Consider the following 18,798-nt stretch of genomic DNA (forward strand, 5'->3'; position numbering starts at 1 on the left):
ATGACCTTAGCATGGTTTTCGTACTGGGGTTTAGCCTTGCAGGCTGCGCACCTCGACATCGCCTTCTTCCCGCGATTTCATCGCTAGGGCAGCTGCGTGGCTGGCTGCGGCAGTCGTGAAGTAGGGGATCTTGTCATAGAGTGCGACCGAGCGGATTTCGCGGCTGTCTTCAACAGCTTGCGCGCCTTCGGTGGTGTTCATGACAAGGTCGATCTCGCCGTTTTTCAAGATGTCAACCACGTTGGGGCGGCCTTCATAGACCTTGTTGACGACCTCACATGCGATGCCGTGGCCTTCAAGGAAGGCGGCCGTGCCGCGGGTGGCGACGATGGCGAAGCCCAGATCGACAAGGATTCGTGCGGTTTCGACCAGTTGCGGGGTCTTGTCGTCATCCTTGATCGAGAAGAACACCTTGCCGCCTTCGGGCAGGACCATGCCTGCGCCAAGCTGTGCTTTCAGGAAGGCGCGGGCGAAGGAGCGGTCCCAGCCCATGACCTCGCCGGTCGAGCGCATTTCCGGGCCAAGGATCGTGTCGACACCGGGGAAGCGGGCGAAGGGCAGGACGGCCTCTTTCACGCTGAACCACGGCATGTTCGGGTCGACCAGTGTCATCGGGTCGGCCATCGGCTGCGGCTCTGTGCTGTCGATTTCCTTGTACGCGGGGCGCTCGGGGAAGTTTGACAGGGGCTCACCCGCCATCAGGCGCGCGGCGATTGATGCGATGGCGCTATCGGTTGCCTTGGCGACGAAGGGCACGGTGCGCGAAGCACGCGGGTTGACCTCGATCAGGTAGATCTCGTCGTTTTTGATGGCGAACTGCACGTTCATCAGGCCGACCACGTGCAGGGCCTTGGCCAGCGCGTGGGTCTGCTCTTTGATACGGTCCAGAACGTCTTGGCCAAGCGAATACGGTGGCAGCGAGCAGGCACTATCGCCCGAGTGGACGCCGGCCTCTTCGATGTGCTGCATGATGCCCGCGACGTGAACGTTTTCACCGTCGCACAGCGCGTCGACATCCAGCTCGACCGCACCGGACAGGTAGCTGTCCAGAAGGACCGGGCTGTCGCCCGAGACCACGACGGCCTCTTTGATATAGCGTTCCAACTGGCCCATATCGCGGACGATTTCCATCGCGCGGCCACCCAGAACATAGGACGGGCGGATCACCAGTGGGAAGCCGATGTCTTTTGCGATCTCAAGGGCTTCGGCGTCGGTGGAGGCGATGCCATTCTTCGGCTGTTTCAGACCCAGTTCATTGACCAGCGCCTGGAAGCGTTCACGGTCTTCGGCAAGGTCGATCGCGTCGGGCGTGGTGCCCAGGATCGGGATGCCGGCGTCTTCCAGCGCATTCGCCAGTTTCAGCGGGGTCTGGCCGCCAAACTGCACGATCACACCGTGCAAGGTGCCGTTTTCCTGTTCAACGCGCAGGATTTCCATGACGTGTTCGAAGGTCAGCGGCTCGAAATACAGACGGTCCGAAGTGTCATAGTCGGTCGACACGGTCTCGGGGTTGCAGTTGATCATGATGGTTTCATAGCCCTGATCGGTCAGGGCGAAACAGGCATGACAGCAGCAATAGTCGAATTCGATGCCTTGCCCGATCCGGTTCGGACCGCCACCAAGGATGACGACTTTCTTCTTGTCGGACGGGCGCGCTTCGCATTCGACCTCGTCCATCGCGGGCGCTTCGTAGGTCGAGTACATATAGGGCGTCTGCGCTTCGAACTCTGCCGCGCAGGTGTCGATGCGTTTGAAGACGGCCTTCACGCCAAGGTTCAGGCGGGCGCGGCGGACGTTGTCTTCGTCGCGGCCGGTCAGCTTGGCAAGGCGGGCGTCGGTGAAGCCCAGCATTTTCAGGTCACGCAGGCCACGCTCTGTCAGGGGCAGGCCGTTTTTCTTGACCTCGGCCTCGGCTTCGATGATCTCGCGGATGCGATCCAGGAACCAAGGGTCGAAAGAGGTCGCGGCTTGGATCTCGTCGTTGGTCAGGCCTTCGCGCATGGCTTGCGCGATGGTGCGCAGGCGGTCAGGGGTCTGGACCGAGATCGCTTTGATGACAGCAGTCTTTTCAGGTGCACCTTCGATTTCGACCTCGTCAAACCCGGTTAGGCCGGATTCCATCGAGGCCAGAGCTTTTTGCATCGACTCGTGGATGGTGCGGCCGATGGACATGGCCTCGCCCACCGACTTCATCGCGGTGGTCAGGTAAGGTTCAGAACCCGGGAATTTCTCAAACGCGAATTTCGGGATCTTGGTGACGACATAGTCGATGGTCGGCTCGAACGAGGCCGGGGTGACTTTGGTGATGTCGTTGTCCAGCTCGTCCAGTGTATAACCAACGGCCAGTTTCGCGGCGATCTTCGCGATCGGGAAACCGGTGGCCTTCGAGGCCAGAGCCGACGAACGCGACACGCGCGGGTTCATTTCGATCACGACCATACGGCCATCTACCGGGTTGATCGCCCACTGGACGTTCGAACCGCCGGTTTCCACGCCGATCTCACGCAGAACGTTGATCGAGTGGTTCCGCATGATCTGGTATTCTTTGTCGGTCAGCGTCAGGGCCGGGGCCACGGTGATCGAGTCACCGGTGTGCACACCCATCGGATCGACGTTTTCGATCGAGCAGACGATGATGGCGTTGTCGGCTTTGTCGCGCACAACCTCCATCTCGTATTCTTTCCAGCCCAGCAGCGATTCATCGACCAGGATCTGACCAACGGGTGAGGCGTCCATGCCCGAACGGCAGATCGCTTCGTAATCGTCGCGGTTATAGGCCACGCCGCCACCAGTGCCGCCAAGGGTAAAAGCAGGGCGGATGATCGCGGGCAGGCCGATCTCGTCCAGGCTTTCCATCGCCAGCGCGACGCCTGCGGAGAGGTCTTTCTTGCCATCTGCATCTTTCGGCGCGGTTACGATTGTCGCGCGCGGGTTTTCGATGCCCAGACGGTCCATCGCGTCGCGGAACAGGGCGCGGTCTTCTGCCATTTCGATCGCGTCACGCTTGGCGCCGATCATCTCGACGCCGAACTTGTCCAGCACGCCCATTTCTTCCAAGCTAAGCGAGGTGTTCAGGCCGGTCTGGCCGCCCATGGTCGGCAGCAGCGCGTCGGGGCGCTCTTTCTCGATGATCTTGGCGACAACTTCTGGGGTGATCGGCTCGATATAGGTGGCATCGGCCAGTTCCGGGTCGGTCATGATCGTCGCCGGGTTCGAGTTCACCAGAATGACGCGGTAGCCTTCTTCTCGAAGGGCCTTGCAAGCCTGGGCGCCGGAGTAGTCAAACTCGCAGGCCTGTCCAATGACGATGGGACCTGCACCGATGATCATGATGGACTTGATATCAGTTCTTTTTGGCATGAGAGACCCCTTAGGCAGCAGCAGTCGAGGCACACCCGAAACAGGTGCACGCAAATTGTTGGGGGTTATAGCTCTGGCGCGGCGATACGCAAGGGGGCGTGGGCCTAAGAAATGAAGATTTTAGGCGTCGCTTTAGCGCGCAGAGGTCGAAGACGACCCCAACATGGGGAAAGTCCACAATAATAGGGCCAGCATCACCAGGGCAGGTCCGATAACGGTAGCCTGTGCCAAGGCGTTCAGCGGTAACAGTGTCTGAAACATCACCATGCTGATGACGGCGCCGATTCCCAGAAAGATTGCCCAGAACCGTCCGGTTGGGGACGGCGGGATGAGGCAGGGTAGCAATAGCAGCGGCAGGGTGAAGTAGTGGCTCCACCCCAGTGGGCCCATCAAGGCCAGAAGCAAGGACAGGGCCAATACTTGTAGGCCAAGCTTTGATTTGGCGGGGGCGGACCAGGACAGTGCGGCGGTCAGGGCGATGCCAAGGATCAACAACATGCGCGGCGTGGTCTGTACCCATGCGGGCGCGTTGAGAACAGGCATCACCTCGTTCGAGGTGTCGGGCATCGGGGTGCTGGTCAGCCAGCGGTGGACCTCATACAACAGCGATTCCAGTGCCCAGTTTGAATGGCCGATCGGTGTCATTGCGCTGATCTTTTGGAATTGCGCCAGCATGTGTTGGTGCAGGTCAACGCCCATCATGGCGATGCTGGCCAATAGCAGGGCAATTCCGGTCAGGGCGGTCACCGCAGCGGCGCGCCAGTTCCGGTCGAGAAGAAAGATCAGACCAAAAAGCGCTGGGACGATTTTGATGGACGCGGCGAGCCCGATTAGAACACCTGCCATAACGGCTCGGTCCCCTCGGTAGGCAAGCAGCCCTGCGACGATCAGAAAGCTGGAGGTGATCTGAAGCTGGTTGAAAAACAGCGCGCTTTGAAACGGTGTCGTCCCGACCATGAAGCCGAATGCGATGATCAGCCAGAGCGCCGCCCAAGGAGCATCTGTTGCGCCCACAAGCTTCAGCGCCATCCAAGGCAGTGCCGCAAGCATCAGGATATGTGCGATCAGGACCGCTGTGCCAAAGCTGTGCATCGACACGATGTCTGTCAGCGGTGCGACCACTCCGACCCAAAGCGGTGGATAGAGATAGGGGAAGGCAAAGCTTTCCGGCATCCCTCGGCTGATCATCAACTGACCCCAACCGCCGGGCATATCCCCCGAGAAGAAGTTTTCAGGAGAGGCATAAACCAGTTCAGGCAGCCCGGCCTGATAGGCAACCCCGGCCATATAGAGGGCATAAAGGTCGCCGCCCTTGCTGTAGCCATCTGAAATCGGATTGTTGTCGACGAAGCCAATCCAGCCAAACACCAGCCAGATCGGCACAAGGATCATCATGATCCGGGTCGGGCTGAGTTTTCTCATCTGCTCGGGCCTTTTCGCCTCTGGAACGTCTTGCACGTTTGTAGGCAGGGAAGGCGGGTCAGGGCAATGGTTGCGTGTGCTGCGTCGGTAACCTAGTTCCTGTGGGACCGCGACCCGCGGATGGAGAATCCCTTGATGGCCGACGCGCCTTTTGTTCTGTTCGATCACGGCCCATTGGGCGATCCGGCGCTGTTTGCTGTGCCCGGTTCGGTGATCCGTGCGGACACCGCGTCAGAGGTGCCCGCGGCCTTTGAGGCCATGCAAGCCGCGCAGGCGCAGGGCAAGTGGCTGGCGGGGATGGCCAGCTATGAACTGGGCTATGTGTTTTCCTCGAAGCTGGAAGAGTTGATGCCAGAGGGTCGCGATGTGCCCCTGCTGGAATTCGGTGTCTTTGAGGCGCCTGAACCGGGCGGGGCGGTTTTTGCCAAGGCCGCTGGGTTGGTGGCGCAGGCAAAGCTGTCAAAGCCTGTCCCTGCATGGGATGCCGCGCGATACGCGCAGGCCTTTGATCCGGTGAAAGAGTATATCGCGGCGGGCGACATCTATCAGGCGAACCTGACTATGCCGATGGAGGCCCGTTTCGAAGGGCCATTGCTGGGCCTTTACGGGGCGCTGGCGCTGGCGCAGCCGGTGCCGCATGGGGTGATGCTGGACTTGGGCGGCAAGCCGATCCTGTCACGCTCGCCCGAACTGTTTTTCGAAGTGGCGAACGGTGTGATCGAGACACGCCCGATGAAGGGGACCTTGCCGCGCGGCGATACGATCGAAGACGACAACCGGGCGCGGAAGTGGTTGGCCAGCGACGAGAAAAATCAGGCCGAGAACCTTATGATCGTGGATCTTCTGCGTAATGATATCAGCCGGGTCGCGAAGGTTGGCTCGGTCAAGGTGCCAGAGCTGTTCAAGGTCGAAACCTTTGCGACGGTACATCAGATGGTCTCGACCGTGCGGGCAGAGCTGCGCGAGGGCGCGACGCTGTTTGATATCTTCGAGGCGCTGTTTCCCTGCGGCTCTATCACCGGGGCGCCAAAAATCCGGGCGATGCAGATTATTCGAGAGTTGGAACCCGACCCGCGTGGTGCCTATTGTGGGGCCATCGGCTGGATTGCGCCCTCTGGCGATATGAATTTCAACGTGGCGATCCGGTCGCTGACGGTAACTGGTCCCGACCGGGTTCGTCTGAATGTGGGGGGCGGCGTGGTTTATGACAGCACCGCCGCGTCAGAGTATGAGGAGGCCCTGTGGAAAGCGCGCTTTACCAACCTCTCCCCGATGGGCTGACGCTGATCGAGACCCTGCGGTATGACCCGGCCCATGGGCCGGTACGGGGGCTTCGGCATTTGCAACGGATGGAGCGGACCGCGTCCCTGCTGGGCCTGTCCTTCGATAAGATGGAGGCTGCGGCCCATTTGGACGGCGTGATCGGCGACGGCCCGATACGGTTGCGGCTGACCTTTGCCCCGGGGCAAGGGGTGCGGCTGGAAACCTTTCCGTTGCCTCAGGCGGCGAAAGAATGGCGCGTGGCGATCTCGCCCGAGACCTTGCAGTCCGACGATCCTTGGTTGCAGATCAAAACCAGCCAGCGCGCGCTTTATGATCGCGCCCGCGCCACTTTGCCCGACGGGGTCGACGAGTGGCTGTTCCTGAACGAACGATCAGAGCTGGCCGAGGGTACGATCACCAATCTGTTCCTAGAACGGGACGGGGTTTTGCTGACCCCGCCACTGGCCAGCGGGTGCCTGCCTGGCGTGCTGCGGGAAGAGTTGCTGGAGACGGGGCGGGCCAAAGAACATGTCCTGACCTCGCGGGACATTCAGGAAGGACCGCTGTTTGTTGGCAACTCTTTGCGCGGCTTAATCCCGGCACGACTGGTTCAGGCCTAATCGCAAGCCTATATCGGATGTCAGCAACCCAAGGCGCCCGATGACAACAGTTGAACAGACAAACCGAATTATGCCCCGCCGTGTCCAACTGTGGGCCGAGTTCTTGGGGCTGTTCATCGTGGCCCCCATTATCATGGCGGTCTTCCTGCCACCCGAACGGATGTTCACCGTACTTGGGCTGGTGATGGTGCTGGGCGTGATCCTGTTGCACCGAACGCCCGGGTTTGAGTGGGGGCAGCTGAAGACCGGTGCGCGCAATATCGACTGGCGCATGACACGAACCCTGACCGCCGCGGTGGTCGCGTTCAGCCTTGTGGTGATGTACCTGACTGCGCCGGGAGATCTGTTCCAGATCCTGCGCTGGCGGCCGGAGCTTTTGGTGATGATCTGGATCTTCTACCCGATCATGTCTGCGCTGCCGCAGGAACTGATCTATCGCCCACTGTTCTTCCGTCGGTACGGAGAGTTGCTGCCGTCGCCGAAACTGGCGCTTGTTCTGAATGCAGCGATCTTCTCTTTCGCGCATCTGATGTACTGGAACTGGATCGTCGCTTTCATGACGTTCTGCGGCGGGTTGGTGTTTGCCTGGTCCTATGAAAAGCAGCGCAACTTCCCTCAGGCGGTGCTTCAGCACGCGATTGCGGGCAATTTGCTGTTCCTGATCGGGATGGGCGTTTATTTCTATTCGGGCAACGTCACGCGGCCTTTCTGACCCGGTCACGCCGCCAAATATCCTTCGCACCCGTATTCGCACCCAAATCGGGCCACTCTGACTTGACTTCCCGAGCGCTTCCATGTGTATCGGCGCAGATGTTTTAACCACCGCGCCCAAGGGGACCACGATGCACGCATATCGCAGCCATACCTGCGCCGAGCTGACAAAAGACAACGTAGGCGAGAAGGTCCGCCTGTCGGGCTGGGTTCACCGTGTCCGTGACCACGGCGGTATCCTGTTTATCGACCTGCGCGACCATTACGGTGTGACCCAGGTTCTGTGTGACCCGGATTCGGCAGCCTTTGCCGATGTCGAGAAGGTCCGCAGCGAATGGTGTATCCGCATCGACGGCGAAGTGAAGGCCCGTGATCCCGAGCTGATCAACCCGAAACTGCCGACCGGCGAGGTCGAGGTTTTCGTGCGCGAGATCGAAGTGCTTGGCGCGTCCGAAGAGCTGCCGCTGATCGTCTTCGGTGATCAGGAGTATCCGGAAGAAACCCGCCTGCGCTATCGCTATCTGGACCTGCGCCGCGAGGTGATGCAGAAGAACATGACGATGCGCTCGGACGTGGTCGCCTCGATCCGTCGTCGCATGTGGGATCAGGGCTTCCGTGAATACCAGACGCCGATCATCACCGCGTCCTCGCCCGAAGGCGCGCGCGACTTCCTAGTGCCGTCGCGTCTGCACCCGGGCAAGTTCTATGCCCTGCCGCAGGCCCCGCAGCAGTTCAAACAGCTGATCATGGCCTCGGGCTTTGACAAGTATTTCCAGGTTGCGCCGTGCTTCCGCGATGAAGACCCGCGCGCTGACCGTTCGCCGACCGACTTCTACCAGCTGGACCTTGAGATGTCCTTTGTTGAACAGCAGGACGTGTTCGACACGATCCAGCCGGTTCTGGAAGGCATCTTTGAAGAGTTCGGCGGGGGTCATAAGGTCGACAAGCACTGGCCGCAGATTTCCTATAAGGACGCGGCGCTGTGGTATGGCACCGACAAGCCCGACCTGCGCAACCCGATCAAGATGCAGGTTGTCTCTGATCACTTCCGCGGCTCTGGCTTTGCGATCTTCGCGAAACTGCTGGAACAGGACGGCACCGAGATCCGCGCGATCCCCGCGCCGGGTGGCGGCAGCCGCAAGTTCTGTGACCGCATGAACTCTTTCGCGCAGAAAGAGGGCCTGCCGGGCATGGGGTACATCTTCTGGCGCAAGCAGTCGCCGGACTCGATCGCGCAAGAGCGTGGCATCACCGTCAAAGAGGTGAACGCGCTGGTCAAATCGGGCGAGATCACACTTGGCAACGAAGCGGCCGGTCCGCTGGCCAAGAACATCGGCCCCGAGCGTACCGAAGCGATCCGCCAGCAGCTGGGTCTGGGTGTCGGCGATGCGGCCTTCTTCCTTGGCGGCAAGCCGAAAGTGTTCGAGGCCGTCGCAGGCCGCGCCCGTACCGTCATTGGTGACGAACTGGGCCTGACCGAACAGAACCGTTTCGCCTTTGCATGGATCGTGGACTTCCCGATCTACGAAAAGGACGAAGAAACCGGCGAGGTCGATTTCGAACACAACCCGTTCTCGATGCCGCAGGGTGGCATGGATGCGCTGAACGGCGATCCGCTGGACGTTCTGGGCTATCAGTACGACTTGGCCTGTAACGGCTACGAGCTGGTTTCCGGCGCGATCCGGAACCACAAGCCCGAGATCATGCTGAAGGCCTTCGAACTGGCCGGTTACGGCGAAGACGAAGTGAAAGAGCGTTTCGGCGCCCTGTACCAAGCCTTCCATTATGGCGCCCCGCCGCACGGTGGCTGTGCTGCCGGGATCGACCGGATCGTGATGTTGCTGGCCGACCAGCAGAACATCCGCGAGGTCATCATGTTCCCGATGAACCAGCGCGCCGAAGATCTGATGATGAACGCGCCGTCGGATCCCACAAACGAGCAACTGCGAGAGCTCAGCCTTCGGGTGGTAGAGCAGCAGGACTAAGATCAAAGCCCCGCCAAGCGCGGGGCTTTTTCTTGTCTGACCTCTCGAAATATATTTTTAAAACTCAGGTTTATTGGCTGGACAGTCCCGACTACGCTAGAAATGCGCGATAGCTTCGGAGGGTCCTGTGAAAATACTTGGTATTGGTTTGATAGTTGTGGCCCTGCTGGCGCCGCTGATCTGGTTGCCTGCGCATGGTCAGGGCAAAGACGTGATTGCCTTGGGCAGCCAGTATCTGGGTCTGGTGTCACTGATCGCGATGGCCTTCGCCCATCTGATTGCCACCCGCTGGCGCGGGGTCGAGGCCGTGTTCGGCCCAATGGACCAGTCCTACCGCGTGCACAAATGGCTGGGGATCGGCGCGATGGTCGCGTTGCTGCTGCACGACACGATCGATGCCGAGATGAAGGGATTGGGGCCTGAAACCTTGTTGGTCGAGGCGGCGGAAACGGCGGGCGAGATCAGCCTTTATGGTTTGCTGATCCTCGTGACCATAACCATCGCGGTCTTCATTCCCTATCACCTGTGGAAATGGACCCATCGCTTTATCGGCATCTTCTTCGTGGCGGGGTTCCTGCATTACCTGTTCATTCTGAAGCCCTTCAAAAACTCTGATCCGCTTGGGCTGTACATGACCGCGATCTGCTTGGTGGGAATTGTCGCCTATGCCTATACCGCCGCCCCGCGCGGCGTGCGGCCAAGCCGGCCCTACCGCATAACCGGCGTGTCGTCCGAAGGTAATGCCGTCGCGGTCCAAATGATGCCCGAGGGCAAACCGGTGCGCTATCGCGCGGGCCAATTCGCCTTCTTCGGCTTTACCGGGTCTGGCATGGCAGAGCCGCACCCGTTCACCATCAGCAAAGCCCCGGATGACACCGGTGCGCTGCGGGTCACCATTGCGCCCTTGGGTGATCTGACCGCGCGCCTGTCCCGTGCTTTGGCAGAGGGGCAACCAGTCACGGTGGAAGGTCCTTATGGGCATTTCGGGCGACCGGGCAAGACGCCTCAGGTCTGGATCGCGGCAGGTGTCGGCATCACGCCATTCACCGCGCTGGCCCAGTCCTTGGCGCCAGATGCCGCCCCCGTCACAATGATCTATGCCTTCCGAAGTGCTGATGAGGCCGCGCACTTGGCCGAATTGGAGGCCATTGCAGCGGACAAACCCAACTTAACGCTGGTTCCATGGGCTAGTGAAGAGAAGGGGCGTCTGGATGGTGAGGGCGTGGCTTCAATCACCGGTAAGGACCTGAGTGGCCATCGTGTGTTGTTCTGCGGTCCGGTCGCGATGCGCCGCGCCTTGGGTCTGGCATTGGCACCCTTTGGCCTGACGGCCCGGAACTATCACTATGAAGCGTTTGAAATTCGGACGGGTCTAGGGCTGCGCAGGTTGGCCATAAAGTTGATCGACCGGATTTAGCGCTTATTCCCCTGTGGCTTTGGTCTGTACCGCTGAACGGTCGGCAAGGTCCCAGTATTCGGCATCCAAAGACCCCGTCGACAAAGAGACGAACAACCCAAGCACCAGAATGGTGACCAGCGCCAGCCGCACTGTCCAATCAGACAGTTGCCACTTGTCCCGGTCTTCCGGGGGCTGGAACGATGGGTCGTGCACTTGGGGGCCTCGATCAATAATCCTAAGGATTAGGGTCACAGGGTTTTTTGTCATGGATCGGGCTGTGATGCGGCGAATAGGGTGATATCGCCATATTTGGCCGGTTTTTCGCTGATTTCTTTGGATGATCGGCGAAAACTAGCGCGTTTGTATGGGAAATGACCCTTATAATAGGTCCCGTCCCATGGCGATGCGCGTTTTCCTGAATTGGTTGCAGGATTGCTACAGCCGGGTTGGCGCGTCGATTCGTGTGTCCAGCAGCCCCTCGAGATGGGCCAGAACCTGCGCCGCCGGAGCTTGGCTGGCAAAATCCTTGGCGGCGCGTTCCAACCGGGGGTCGCTGGCAGATCGCGCAAGGCTGCCCAGAAACCGCGCGACATAATCGCGAGAGGGCGGCTGCCCGGCCTTGGTCAAGGCCCGCACCACATGGCGCAGGTCGTCGCTCAGGCCCACAGGGTCTGGCCGAATGGTCTGGTCATCGCTGTCACAACGGCGCGGGGTCGGGTCGGGTGGCAGTGCCGAAAGGATGCTGCGCTGGAACGCCAACATGGACGAGATCGGTTTGGCCATGAACCCGTCGGCCCCGGCCGCCATGGCGCGAGGCGCGGCATCGTCCTGTCCCGACAGCGCAAGAATGGCGGGGATCCTTGGCGAGGCGGTCCGCAGCCGTCTGATCAGGTCCTCTCCTCGGCCATCCGGCAGGCCAAGGTCGATCAGGATCGCATCGGGGCAATAGACCTTCAGGTGCCTGTCTGCCGAGGCAAGGCAATCGGCCCGTCGCAATCGTGCCCCGGATCGCATTGCCAACAGGCGCACCGCATCAGAGGCATAGCGACTGTCTTCGACCACAAGCAGGGTCAGCCCGACCAGCGGGCGGTTGGAAAGAACGGTGGTGTTCGGAACGGGGTGTAAAGTGTCAGGCATGGGGGCAGCTTTCGGCAGTTGAGGCCCCAGTAGATTGGAGTCTTGCCTAATCTTTCGTAAAAGATGCGCAAAAGCCGCAGGGGCACCCCTTGCCGGGGACGGTCCTGCGCCCCATAACCCCTGATAACTAGGGATAAGAGGAGAAGACGTCATGATCGGTCGCTTGAACCACGTCGCAATCGCCGTGCCGGATCTGGAAGCCGCGTCGGCGCAATATGCCAACACATTGGGTGCAAAGGTCGGCGCACCGCAGGACGAGCCCGATCACGGTGTGACCGTTGTCTTCGTCGAACTGCCGAACACCAAGATCGAGTTCCTGTACCCTCTGGGCGACAACTCTCCGATCGCGGGTTTCCTTGAGAAGAACCCCTCGGGCGGTATTCACCACATCTGCTACGAGGTCGAAGACATTCTGGCCGCGCGCGACAAGCTGAAAGCCGAAGGTGCCCGCGTTCTGGGTACGGGTGAGCCGAAAATCGGTGCCCACGGCAAGCCGGTTCTGTTCCTGCACCCGAAAGACTTCAACGGCACCCTCGTCGAGCTGGAGCAGGTCTGATGGCCATTACCTCTGCCCTCGTACTGCTGGCGGTTTGCTGGTTCATGACGCTGTTCATCGTGCTGCCCTTCATGGCGCGCACGCAGGGGGAAGAGGGCGACGTCGTGCCGGGAACACATGCCAGTGCCCCGGCCGATTTCAAACCGCGCAAAGTCGCGATCCGGGTGACCCTGATCGCCGTGCCGATTTGGGTGGTACTGACGGCGATCATCCTGTCAGGTGTGATCAACCCGCGCGATTTCGACTGGACGGAACGTCTGCCCCGTCCGACGGCTCCGGAATAAAAGCTACGCTTGGCCGCGCGCGGCCAGGCGGTGAAACTGGTGCGTGAAAGTTGCCACGCCTAAGACCGGCACCAGCAGGTTCAAGATTGGCACCGACAGCGGCACCGCCATTAGGCACCCCGCAAACCAGATCCGCAGAGTAAATCTTTTCCGCAGCTCCGAGGCGGCTTGGCGCCCGATGCGGCGCATGGCGACCATCTGGAAATATTCCCGCCCCAGAAGGAACCCGTTCACAGCCCAGAAGACAAACGGGGCAAGCGGGCCTGAAAGCAGGTAAACGATCAGGCCGACAAGGTTCACCAGGATCATCAGGCCGAAAAAGCCGACCGAATCCCGAATGACATCGGCAATCGGCATCGGCTCTACATCCGGCAGATGGGGATAGTGTTTGTCCTCGACCGCCTGCGCTACGCTTTCCAGAAAGAACCCGGTCACGGCAGAGGCGACCGGCACCATCAGAAAGATCGAAGCTACCAGCATCACGCCAATTCCGGCGAAGGTGGCGGCGTCGTCGAGCCATGTGATCTCTCCGATTACGGGCAGGGCGAAATTGTCGGGGGCCAGCCAGCCAGCGAACCAGCCAAACACGGTGGTAATGACAAACAGCGCGGCAATGGTGATGCCGATGCCCAGCCAAAAGACACCCTGAAAGCGGCGCTCGGGCAGTTGCGCCAGCGCTTTGAGGAAATCGTTGAAGATCATTCGCTTACCCAGCTTACCTTATCTTCCATATCAGGGCGGGGGCGTTCCGGCGGAGTGAATTTTTCTGTGCCGATGTGGATCAGGCCAGCAACCTTTTCGCCTTCGTTCAGGCCCAGACCGGTTTGAACGAAAGCCGCATCATGAGACGCCCAGCCAGACAGCCAGTTCGCGCCCCAGCCAGAGGCCAGCGCCGCGTTCAGCAGGGCAAGGCAAACCGCGCCTGCGGAATAGACCTGTTCGATCGCGGGGATTTTCTCGGACACCACGGGGGAAGAGACCACGGCGACGGCCAGATGCGCATTCCCGAACTGCGCTTTGGCCTTTTCGATCTTTTCGGGGTCTTCGCCAAGCTCGGCACCACGTGTGCCCACAAGGTCGGCCAGCCGCAACATGGCCGCGCGCTCTAGCACGATCAGCCGCCAAGGCTCTAGCTTTCCGTGATCCGGGGTGCGCAGGGCGGCGGTCAGGATCGGTTCCAACTCTTCGCGGGTCGGAACCGGGGTCGTCAGCGTTTTGGCCGGGCGCGAGCGGCGGGTCTGCAGAAATTCGAGGGCGGCTTCGTTCGGGTTGGGCATCGGCGTCTCCGTTGTGTCCCATCCCATGTCGGGTTTTGGGCCCGAAGGGTCAAGGGGAGAACGCCGATCGAATGTGACCTAGCCCCGGCCGCGGTAGGTCGGCACGCCCTGATCCGGCAGGAAGACACCGGGGATCGGCTCTCCGGTCTGGTAGAAGACGTCGATAGGGATGCCGCCGCGTGGGTACCAGTAGCCACCGATGCGCAGCCATTTCGGGTCCAGAACCTCGATCAGGCGCTTTGCGATGGTGACGGTGCAATCTTCGTGGAAGGCACCGTGGTTGCGGAACGAGAACAGGAACAGCTTCAGCGACTTGCTTTCGACCAGCCAGTCACCCGGCACATAGTCCAGCACCAGATGCGCAAAGTCGGGCTGCCCGGTCAGCGGGCAAAGCGAGGTGAACTCGGGCGCGGTAAAGCGCACCGCATAGTCGGTTCCAGCCTGCGGGTTGGGGACGCGTTCCAGCACGGCCTCTTCGGGGGATTGCGGGGCCTTGGTCTCGGACCCCAGCATGGTCAGGTTCTGGTAGATGTCATCATTGGCCATTGTGTTGTCCTTTCGTTCATACGCCGCGTTTGTTGCCCCAGATCAGCACGTGTAGCTGAGGCAGGATACGGGGGCGGTACCAGTTGTCGGCAAGAGCGCGGTCAACCAGCCATTCCATCCGGTCGTTGATGCCATCCATGTCGATGGCGGCATCTTCGGCCTCGGGCGGAGGAGGCGTGTGGTTGCCCGGTTGCAGATACAGGGGCAGGGCGGGGTAGCGGTCAGCGACCTCGCGGGCCCAAAGATAGTCGTCCTCGTCGAAGATCACGATCTTCAGGACGGTCGGGGCGTCCTTGGCGGCAGTCAGGCAATCGTCAAACTTTGCCCAGTCCACGACCTCGCCCGAAGACGGCGGTTTTGGGCTTAGAACCAGCGTGTCGAGCTTCGCGAACCATGGCTGCGCGACCGACCCTTGGGTTTCCAGCGCGAAAGTATACCCCTCGTCATGGCCCATTTCGATCAGCGGGCCGAAGTCCTGAATGGCGGGATTGCCGCCAGAGATCGACACGGTCAGCGGTGCCTTGGCCAGTTCCGTGACCTTCGCCCAGACCTCGGCCGTGTCCATCTTCGCCCAGGTGTGGCGGTAAGCGCTGTCGACCGCATGCAGGCTGTCGCACCAGCTGCAACGGTAGTCACAGCCGCCCGCCCGCACAAAGACGGTGGGCGCGCCAATCACGGCGCCTTCGCCCTGAATGGTGGGGCCAAAGATTTCGGCGATGCGCAGGGTCACGGGCGGTACTCGGCCCATGTTTTCGGGGTCTCGCTGACGCGGACGGCAGTGACCTGACCCCAACGGGATTTCGCCCAGTCATAGATGGTCTTGGCCAGCACCTCCGAGGTCACGGCATCATGGCCGAAGACATCGTTCAGGTGACGGTGGTCCAGCTCGTCATCAATGTATCGCTTCAGCGGCGACAGTTCGCGATAGTCCAGAACGAAGCCATTCGCGTCCAGTTCTGTGGCGCTAAGTTCGACCTCGACAATGTAATTGTGCCCATGCAGCCGGGCGCAGGGGTGATCGTCGGGCAGGCCACACAGCTGGTGCGAGGCAGAAAAGTGGAATTCCTTGGTGATGCGGTACATTACTGCGCTCCTTCCACGGCGGATTTCCAGAAATCGGGGTCTTCATAGACCGTCGGGTCTTCGACACCCGCAATATGAAAGGCCTCGCGCCGTTCAACGCAGGTGCCGCAGCGGCCGCAGTGGACCTCGCCGCCCTTGTAGCAGGACCATGTCTGGTCAAACGGTGTGTTGTGGGCGGCTCCTGCCTTTACGATGTCGGACTTCGGAACATGCACGAAAGGCGTGTAGAGGCTGATATCGGCATAGCCGTCCAGCGCTGCCTTTTGCATGGCTTCAAACGCTTCGGTGAAGGCCGGGCGACAGTCCGGGTAAATGAAGTGGTCGCCACCGTGAACGGCGGTCGCCACGGCATCAGCGCCCTTGGCTGCCGCAATCCCGAAGGCAATCGTCAGCATGATGGCATTGCGGTTGGGCACGACAGTGATCTTCATCGTGTCCTCGGCGTAATGCCCATCGGGCACGTCCAGATCATCGGTCAGGGCCGATCCGGTCAGATGCGCCCCGATGCCGGACATGTCGATCAGGTGAAAGGGAACGCCCAGACGGTCTGCGCATAGCCGCGCATAGTCCAGCTCTTTGGAGTGGCGTTGGCCATAGTTGAACGAGACCAGCCCGACCAGTTCGTGCTCGTCTGCGACCTTGTGGGCCAAAGATACGCTGTCCAGTCCGCCGGAGCAGATGACAATGGTTTTCATCAATGTAGTCCTTGTTTTAGCGAACCGGGTAGGCTGCGACCGGTTGCCGGGATCATCCCGAACAGGCGGCGATATAGACCTTGTGATGCCAAAAGGGAAGGGGTGAGCCTTGCGCTGACCCGACGTCGCCGCCAATCTGCCGGATATGAGCGATGACCTGTCCCCCTTTGCCACGCCGGGCCGCACCATAGAGGTGCGGGTAACCCCCAAGGCGTCTCGTAACATGGTCAGTGTGGATGGAGAGCGCCTGAAGGTCAGCGTGACCACCGTGCCGGAAGGGGGCAAAGCCAATGTGGCGGTGGTCAAGCTCTTGTCCAAGGCGCTTGGCGTCCCGAAGTCCCGGCTGGAACTGGTGCGCGGTTCGACCTCTCGCGACAAGCTGTTTCGGGTGTTGGGGCCCTAGCTGAACGTGTCACGATACCCCGTCGCAGGGTCGGACGGGTCTCAGACGTTTTTGGGCACAGCCTTTTCCTTGGCGATCCGATAGGCGCCTTCGGGCAGGTCCAGTGCCATGGCCAGTTCTTTCAACTGTTGCATCGACAGGGTCACGACGTGAACGCGGTCGGTCATCGGGTCCAGCTGTTCGATGGTGATGCACTCTTCAAAAGCGTTGATGGTCACATCTTCCTGAAGATGGGTTTCGCCTTCGTCCACAAGGGTGATGACGGTGGCGTCGAATTCGTGCTCGATGGTAAACATACGCTCAGGCTAGCTTGCGGATTTCGGCTTGTGAACTGGAATATGGATTTTCTGGCTGGTTCCGCGATCCCGCTTTGCTAGAGTGACCCCCAAGGAAACGAGAACAGGCAATTTCATGCGATTTACTATCCCACTTCTGTGCCTTGCGCTTGCTGCGTGCACGGAAACCACCACGACCGGTGGGCAGGTTTCAAAGGCGCCGTCTATCAATTCGACCCAGATGCAGCGGTTCAGCGCGGTTCAATCCCGTGTGGAACCCGTGGCAGAGCGTGAATGCCGCGCCCGTGCCCGGTCTGGCGTGAATTGCGACTTCAAGATCGTGATCCACCCCAACGCGGACCTGCCGCCCAACGCCTATCAGTCGCTGGAAGGGCGTCGGCCGGTGGTCACCTTTACCCAGGCCCTGTTGAACGACCTGCAGAACAGCCACGAGATCGCCTTTGTCATGGGACATGAGGCCGCGCATCATATCGAGAACCACATCGCTAAGACGCAAGTGAATGCAACGGCTGGCTCTATTTTCGGGGCGCTTGTCGGTGCGGCTATTGGTTCTCAGGTCGCGGTGGACGTCGGTCAGCAGCTGGGTGGTTCGGTTGGCGCGCGCGCCTATTCCAAGGATATGGAGCTTGAAGCCGACGCGCTTGGCGCGGTGATCACCCATAAGGCCGGGTATGACCCACGGGCTGGTGCTGCCTATTTCTTCCGGTCTCCTGATCCGGGCGACAGGTTCCTTGGCTCGCACCCACCCAACGCAGAGCGCCGTGCAACCATCAACCGGGTTGCGGCCAGCCTTTAAGGGCCGGTGATCTAAACAACAAAGCCGACCTTCCAGTTCTTGGCAGGTCGGCTTTTTACTTTTATCGGTACTTCCTCTGGGCAGATCCCGCAGAAGGCGCAGGTTACCGCAAGTGTTCGATCAGGGCCTCAAGCACTTCGGTAGGGCGTTCTTCGACCAGAAAATGACCCGCGTCTACGGCATGGCCCACCGCATTGGGGAACCAGACCTTCCAAGCCTCAAGCGGGTCGATATGATGCGCCACGGCGCCTTTGCTGCCCCAAAGCACGAGGCAAGGAATGTCGCTGGTCTGGCCAAGGTTCTCGCGGTCATGGTCCAGATCTGTCGACGCGCCCGCCGAATAATCCCCGCACCATGCCGCAACCACATCCGGGTTACGCGCCGCGCGTTCGTATTCGGCCAGCGCCTCTTTGGCAAAAAGATCAGTTGAGCCAGACAAGCCAAGCAGCGCAGAGTGTAGAAACAGGATCGGGTCCCCGTTGATCAGACGACGTGGCATGTCACCGGGCTGGGCCAGAAAGCTCCAGTGATAGTATTTCTTTGCCAGCCAATCATCCATCACCCGCCACACATCAAGCGTTGGTAGGATGTCCAGGATCGCAACAGAGCGCACCGCATCCGGATGATCCAACACCATGCGATGCGCCACCCGAGAGCCCCGATCATGGGAAACCACCTGAAACTGCGAATGCCCCAGGTGTTCCATCAACAAGATGAAATCTTGCGCCATGGCGCGGAAGGTGAAGTCATCGCTCTTGGCAACAGAGTCGCCATACCCGCGCAGGTCGGGGATGATCACGCGATGTGTTTCGGCAAGCTGCTCTGCAACTGGGTGCCACATGAAATGGGTCTGCGGATACCCGTGCAATAGCAGAAGAGGGTCGCCCTTTCCGCCCACTCTTGCGTGAATGGTTGCCTCGGGAAGGGCGACGTCGATCTCTTCGAAACCTGCGAACATGGGGCTG

The 18,798-nt window shown here is 60.4% G+C and carries 21 protein-coding genes; 9 read left to right on the top strand and 12 right to left on the bottom strand.

The window, feature by feature from the left end; genetic code table 11:
- Window positions 1-30: 30 nt before the first annotated feature.
- Together carB and CLM58_RS09600 are read right to left on the bottom strand one after the other, a co-directional pair.
- The gene (gene carB / locus CLM58_RS09595) at window positions 31-3,360 is read right to left on the bottom strand and encodes a carbamoyl-phosphate synthase large subunit (protein WP_095595727.1); all 3,330 of its coding nucleotides are present in this window, start codon (window positions 3,358-3,360) and stop codon (window positions 31-33) included.
- 132 nt (window positions 3,361-3,492) lie between these two features.
- A complete protein-coding gene (locus CLM58_RS09600) occupies window positions 3,493-4,782 on the bottom strand; it encodes a glycosyltransferase family 87 protein (RefSeq protein ID WP_095595728.1) in 1,290 nt (429 codons plus the stop codon).
- 135 nt (window positions 4,783-4,917) lie between these two features.
- Between CLM58_RS09600 and CLM58_RS09605 the strand changes: the two genes are divergently transcribed.
- The 5 genes from CLM58_RS09605 to CLM58_RS09625 all read left to right on the top strand — a co-directional run bounded on the left by CLM58_RS09605 (window position 4,918) and on the right by CLM58_RS09625 (window position 10,778).
- On the top strand, window positions 4,918-6,063 hold the full coding sequence (locus CLM58_RS09605) for an aminodeoxychorismate synthase component I (RefSeq protein WP_095597041.1): 1,146 nt from the start codon (window positions 4,918-4,920) through the stop codon (window positions 6,061-6,063).
- Window positions 6,024-6,665 carry an aminotransferase class IV family protein gene (locus tag CLM58_RS09610; protein ID WP_095595729.1) on the top strand — a complete coding sequence of 214 codons (642 nt, stop codon included), beginning with the start codon at window positions 6,024-6,026 and terminating at the stop codon, window positions 6,663-6,665. The genes CLM58_RS09605 and CLM58_RS09610 overlap by 40 nt, the downstream gene beginning before the upstream one ends.
- 70 nt (window positions 6,666-6,735) lie before the next feature.
- Window positions 6,736-7,377 carry a CPBP family intramembrane glutamic endopeptidase gene (locus CLM58_RS09615; RefSeq protein WP_095597042.1) on the top strand — a complete coding sequence of 214 codons (642 nt, stop codon included), beginning with the start codon at window positions 6,736-6,738 and terminating at the stop codon, window positions 7,375-7,377.
- A gap of 130 nt (window positions 7,378-7,507) precedes the next feature.
- Window positions 7,508-9,361: an aspartate--tRNA ligase gene (gene aspS / locus CLM58_RS09620; RefSeq protein ID WP_095597043.1), complete on the top strand. Its 1,854-nt coding sequence runs from the start codon at window positions 7,508-7,510 to the stop codon at window positions 9,359-9,361.
- Window positions 9,362-9,488: 127 nt separating this feature from the next.
- Window positions 9,489-10,778, top strand: coding sequence for a ferredoxin reductase family protein (locus CLM58_RS09625; protein ID WP_143226551.1), 1,290 nt, complete (start codon window positions 9,489-9,491; stop codon window positions 10,776-10,778).
- 3 nt (window positions 10,779-10,781) lie between these two features.
- On the opposite strand, the gene CLM58_RS09630 is transcribed toward CLM58_RS09625, so the two are convergent.
- Window positions 10,782-11,027 (bottom strand): hypothetical protein, encoded by a 246-nt coding sequence (locus CLM58_RS09630; protein WP_143226552.1) that lies wholly within the window; start codon window positions 11,025-11,027, stop codon window positions 10,782-10,784.
- Window positions 11,028-11,195: 168 nt separating this feature from the next.
- Window positions 11,196-11,897, bottom strand: coding sequence for a response regulator (locus tag CLM58_RS09635; RefSeq protein ID WP_095595732.1), 702 nt, complete (start codon window positions 11,895-11,897; stop codon window positions 11,196-11,198).
- A gap of 151 nt (window positions 11,898-12,048) precedes the next feature.
- Here CLM58_RS09635 and mce point away from each other — a divergent pair, with 151 nt between their 5' ends.
- The gene (gene mce, locus CLM58_RS09640) at window positions 12,049-12,453 is read left to right on the top strand and encodes a methylmalonyl-CoA epimerase (RefSeq protein WP_095595733.1); all 405 of its coding nucleotides are present in this window, start codon (window positions 12,049-12,051) and stop codon (window positions 12,451-12,453) included.
- Window positions 12,453-12,737, top strand: coding sequence for a DUF1467 family protein (locus CLM58_RS09645; protein WP_095595734.1), 285 nt, complete (start codon window positions 12,453-12,455; stop codon window positions 12,735-12,737). Before mce ends, CLM58_RS09645 begins: the two co-directional genes overlap by 1 nt.
- Window positions 12,738-12,740: 3 nt before the next feature.
- On the opposite strand, the gene CLM58_RS09650 is transcribed toward CLM58_RS09645, so the two are convergent.
- The 6 genes from CLM58_RS09650 to queC form a co-directional block, all read right to left on the bottom strand.
- The gene (locus tag CLM58_RS09650) at window positions 12,741-13,439 is read right to left on the bottom strand and encodes an EI24 domain-containing protein (RefSeq protein WP_095595735.1); all 699 of its coding nucleotides are present in this window, start codon (window positions 13,437-13,439) and stop codon (window positions 12,741-12,743) included.
- Entirely contained in the window at window positions 13,436-14,014 is a 579-nt protein-coding gene (locus tag CLM58_RS09655; protein WP_095597044.1) for a nitroreductase family protein, read from the bottom strand. Before CLM58_RS09655 ends, CLM58_RS09650 begins: the two co-directional genes overlap by 4 nt.
- Window positions 14,015-14,092: 78 nt before the next feature.
- Window positions 14,093-14,560, bottom strand: a complete 468-nt coding sequence (queF, locus tag CLM58_RS09660; RefSeq protein WP_095595736.1) for a preQ(1) synthase — start codon at window positions 14,558-14,560, stop codon at window positions 14,093-14,095.
- Window positions 14,561-14,576: 16 nt separating this feature from the next.
- Window positions 14,577-15,290, bottom strand: coding sequence for a 7-carboxy-7-deazaguanine synthase QueE (gene queE, locus CLM58_RS09665; protein ID WP_408608215.1), 714 nt, complete (start codon window positions 15,288-15,290; stop codon window positions 14,577-14,579).
- Complete coding sequence (gene queD / locus CLM58_RS09670) at window positions 15,287-15,643, bottom strand: 6-carboxytetrahydropterin synthase QueD (RefSeq protein WP_095595738.1); 357 nt, start codon at window positions 15,641-15,643, stop codon at window positions 15,287-15,289. Before queD ends, queE begins: the two co-directional genes overlap by 4 nt.
- Complete coding sequence (gene queC / locus CLM58_RS09675) at window positions 15,643-16,338, bottom strand: 7-cyano-7-deazaguanine synthase QueC (protein WP_095595739.1); 696 nt, start codon at window positions 16,336-16,338, stop codon at window positions 15,643-15,645. The genes queD and queC overlap by 1 nt, the downstream gene beginning before the upstream one ends.
- A 145-nt stretch (window positions 16,339-16,483) precedes the next feature.
- On the opposite strand from queC, the gene CLM58_RS09680 reads away from it, so the two are divergent.
- Window positions 16,484-16,741 carry a DUF167 domain-containing protein gene (locus tag CLM58_RS09680; protein WP_095595740.1) on the top strand — a complete coding sequence of 86 codons (258 nt, stop codon included), beginning with the start codon at window positions 16,484-16,486 and terminating at the stop codon, window positions 16,739-16,741.
- 41 nt (window positions 16,742-16,782) lie between these two features.
- Here CLM58_RS09680 and CLM58_RS09685 read toward each other — a convergent pair whose 3' ends face one another.
- Window positions 16,783-17,037, bottom strand: coding sequence for a hypothetical protein (locus CLM58_RS09685; RefSeq protein WP_095595741.1), 255 nt, complete (start codon window positions 17,035-17,037; stop codon window positions 16,783-16,785).
- 115 nt (window positions 17,038-17,152) lie between these two features.
- On the opposite strand from CLM58_RS09685, the gene CLM58_RS09690 reads away from it, so the two are divergent.
- A complete protein-coding gene (locus tag CLM58_RS09690; protein ID WP_095595742.1) occupies window positions 17,153-17,833 on the top strand; it encodes a M48 family metalloprotease in 681 nt (226 codons plus the stop codon).
- Window positions 17,834-17,936: 103 nt separating this feature from the next.
- Here the strand turns inward: CLM58_RS09690 and CLM58_RS09695 are convergent, their stop codons facing one another.
- A complete protein-coding gene (locus tag CLM58_RS09695) occupies window positions 17,937-18,791 on the bottom strand; it encodes an alpha/beta fold hydrolase (RefSeq protein ID WP_095595743.1) in 855 nt (284 codons plus the stop codon).
- Between the last annotated feature and the right edge of the window lie 7 nt (window positions 18,792-18,798).

It is taken from the genome of Actibacterium pelagium, from assembly GCF_002285415.1.
Classification (GTDB): Bacteria; Pseudomonadota; Alphaproteobacteria; order Rhodobacterales; family Rhodobacteraceae; genus Actibacterium_B; species Actibacterium_B pelagium.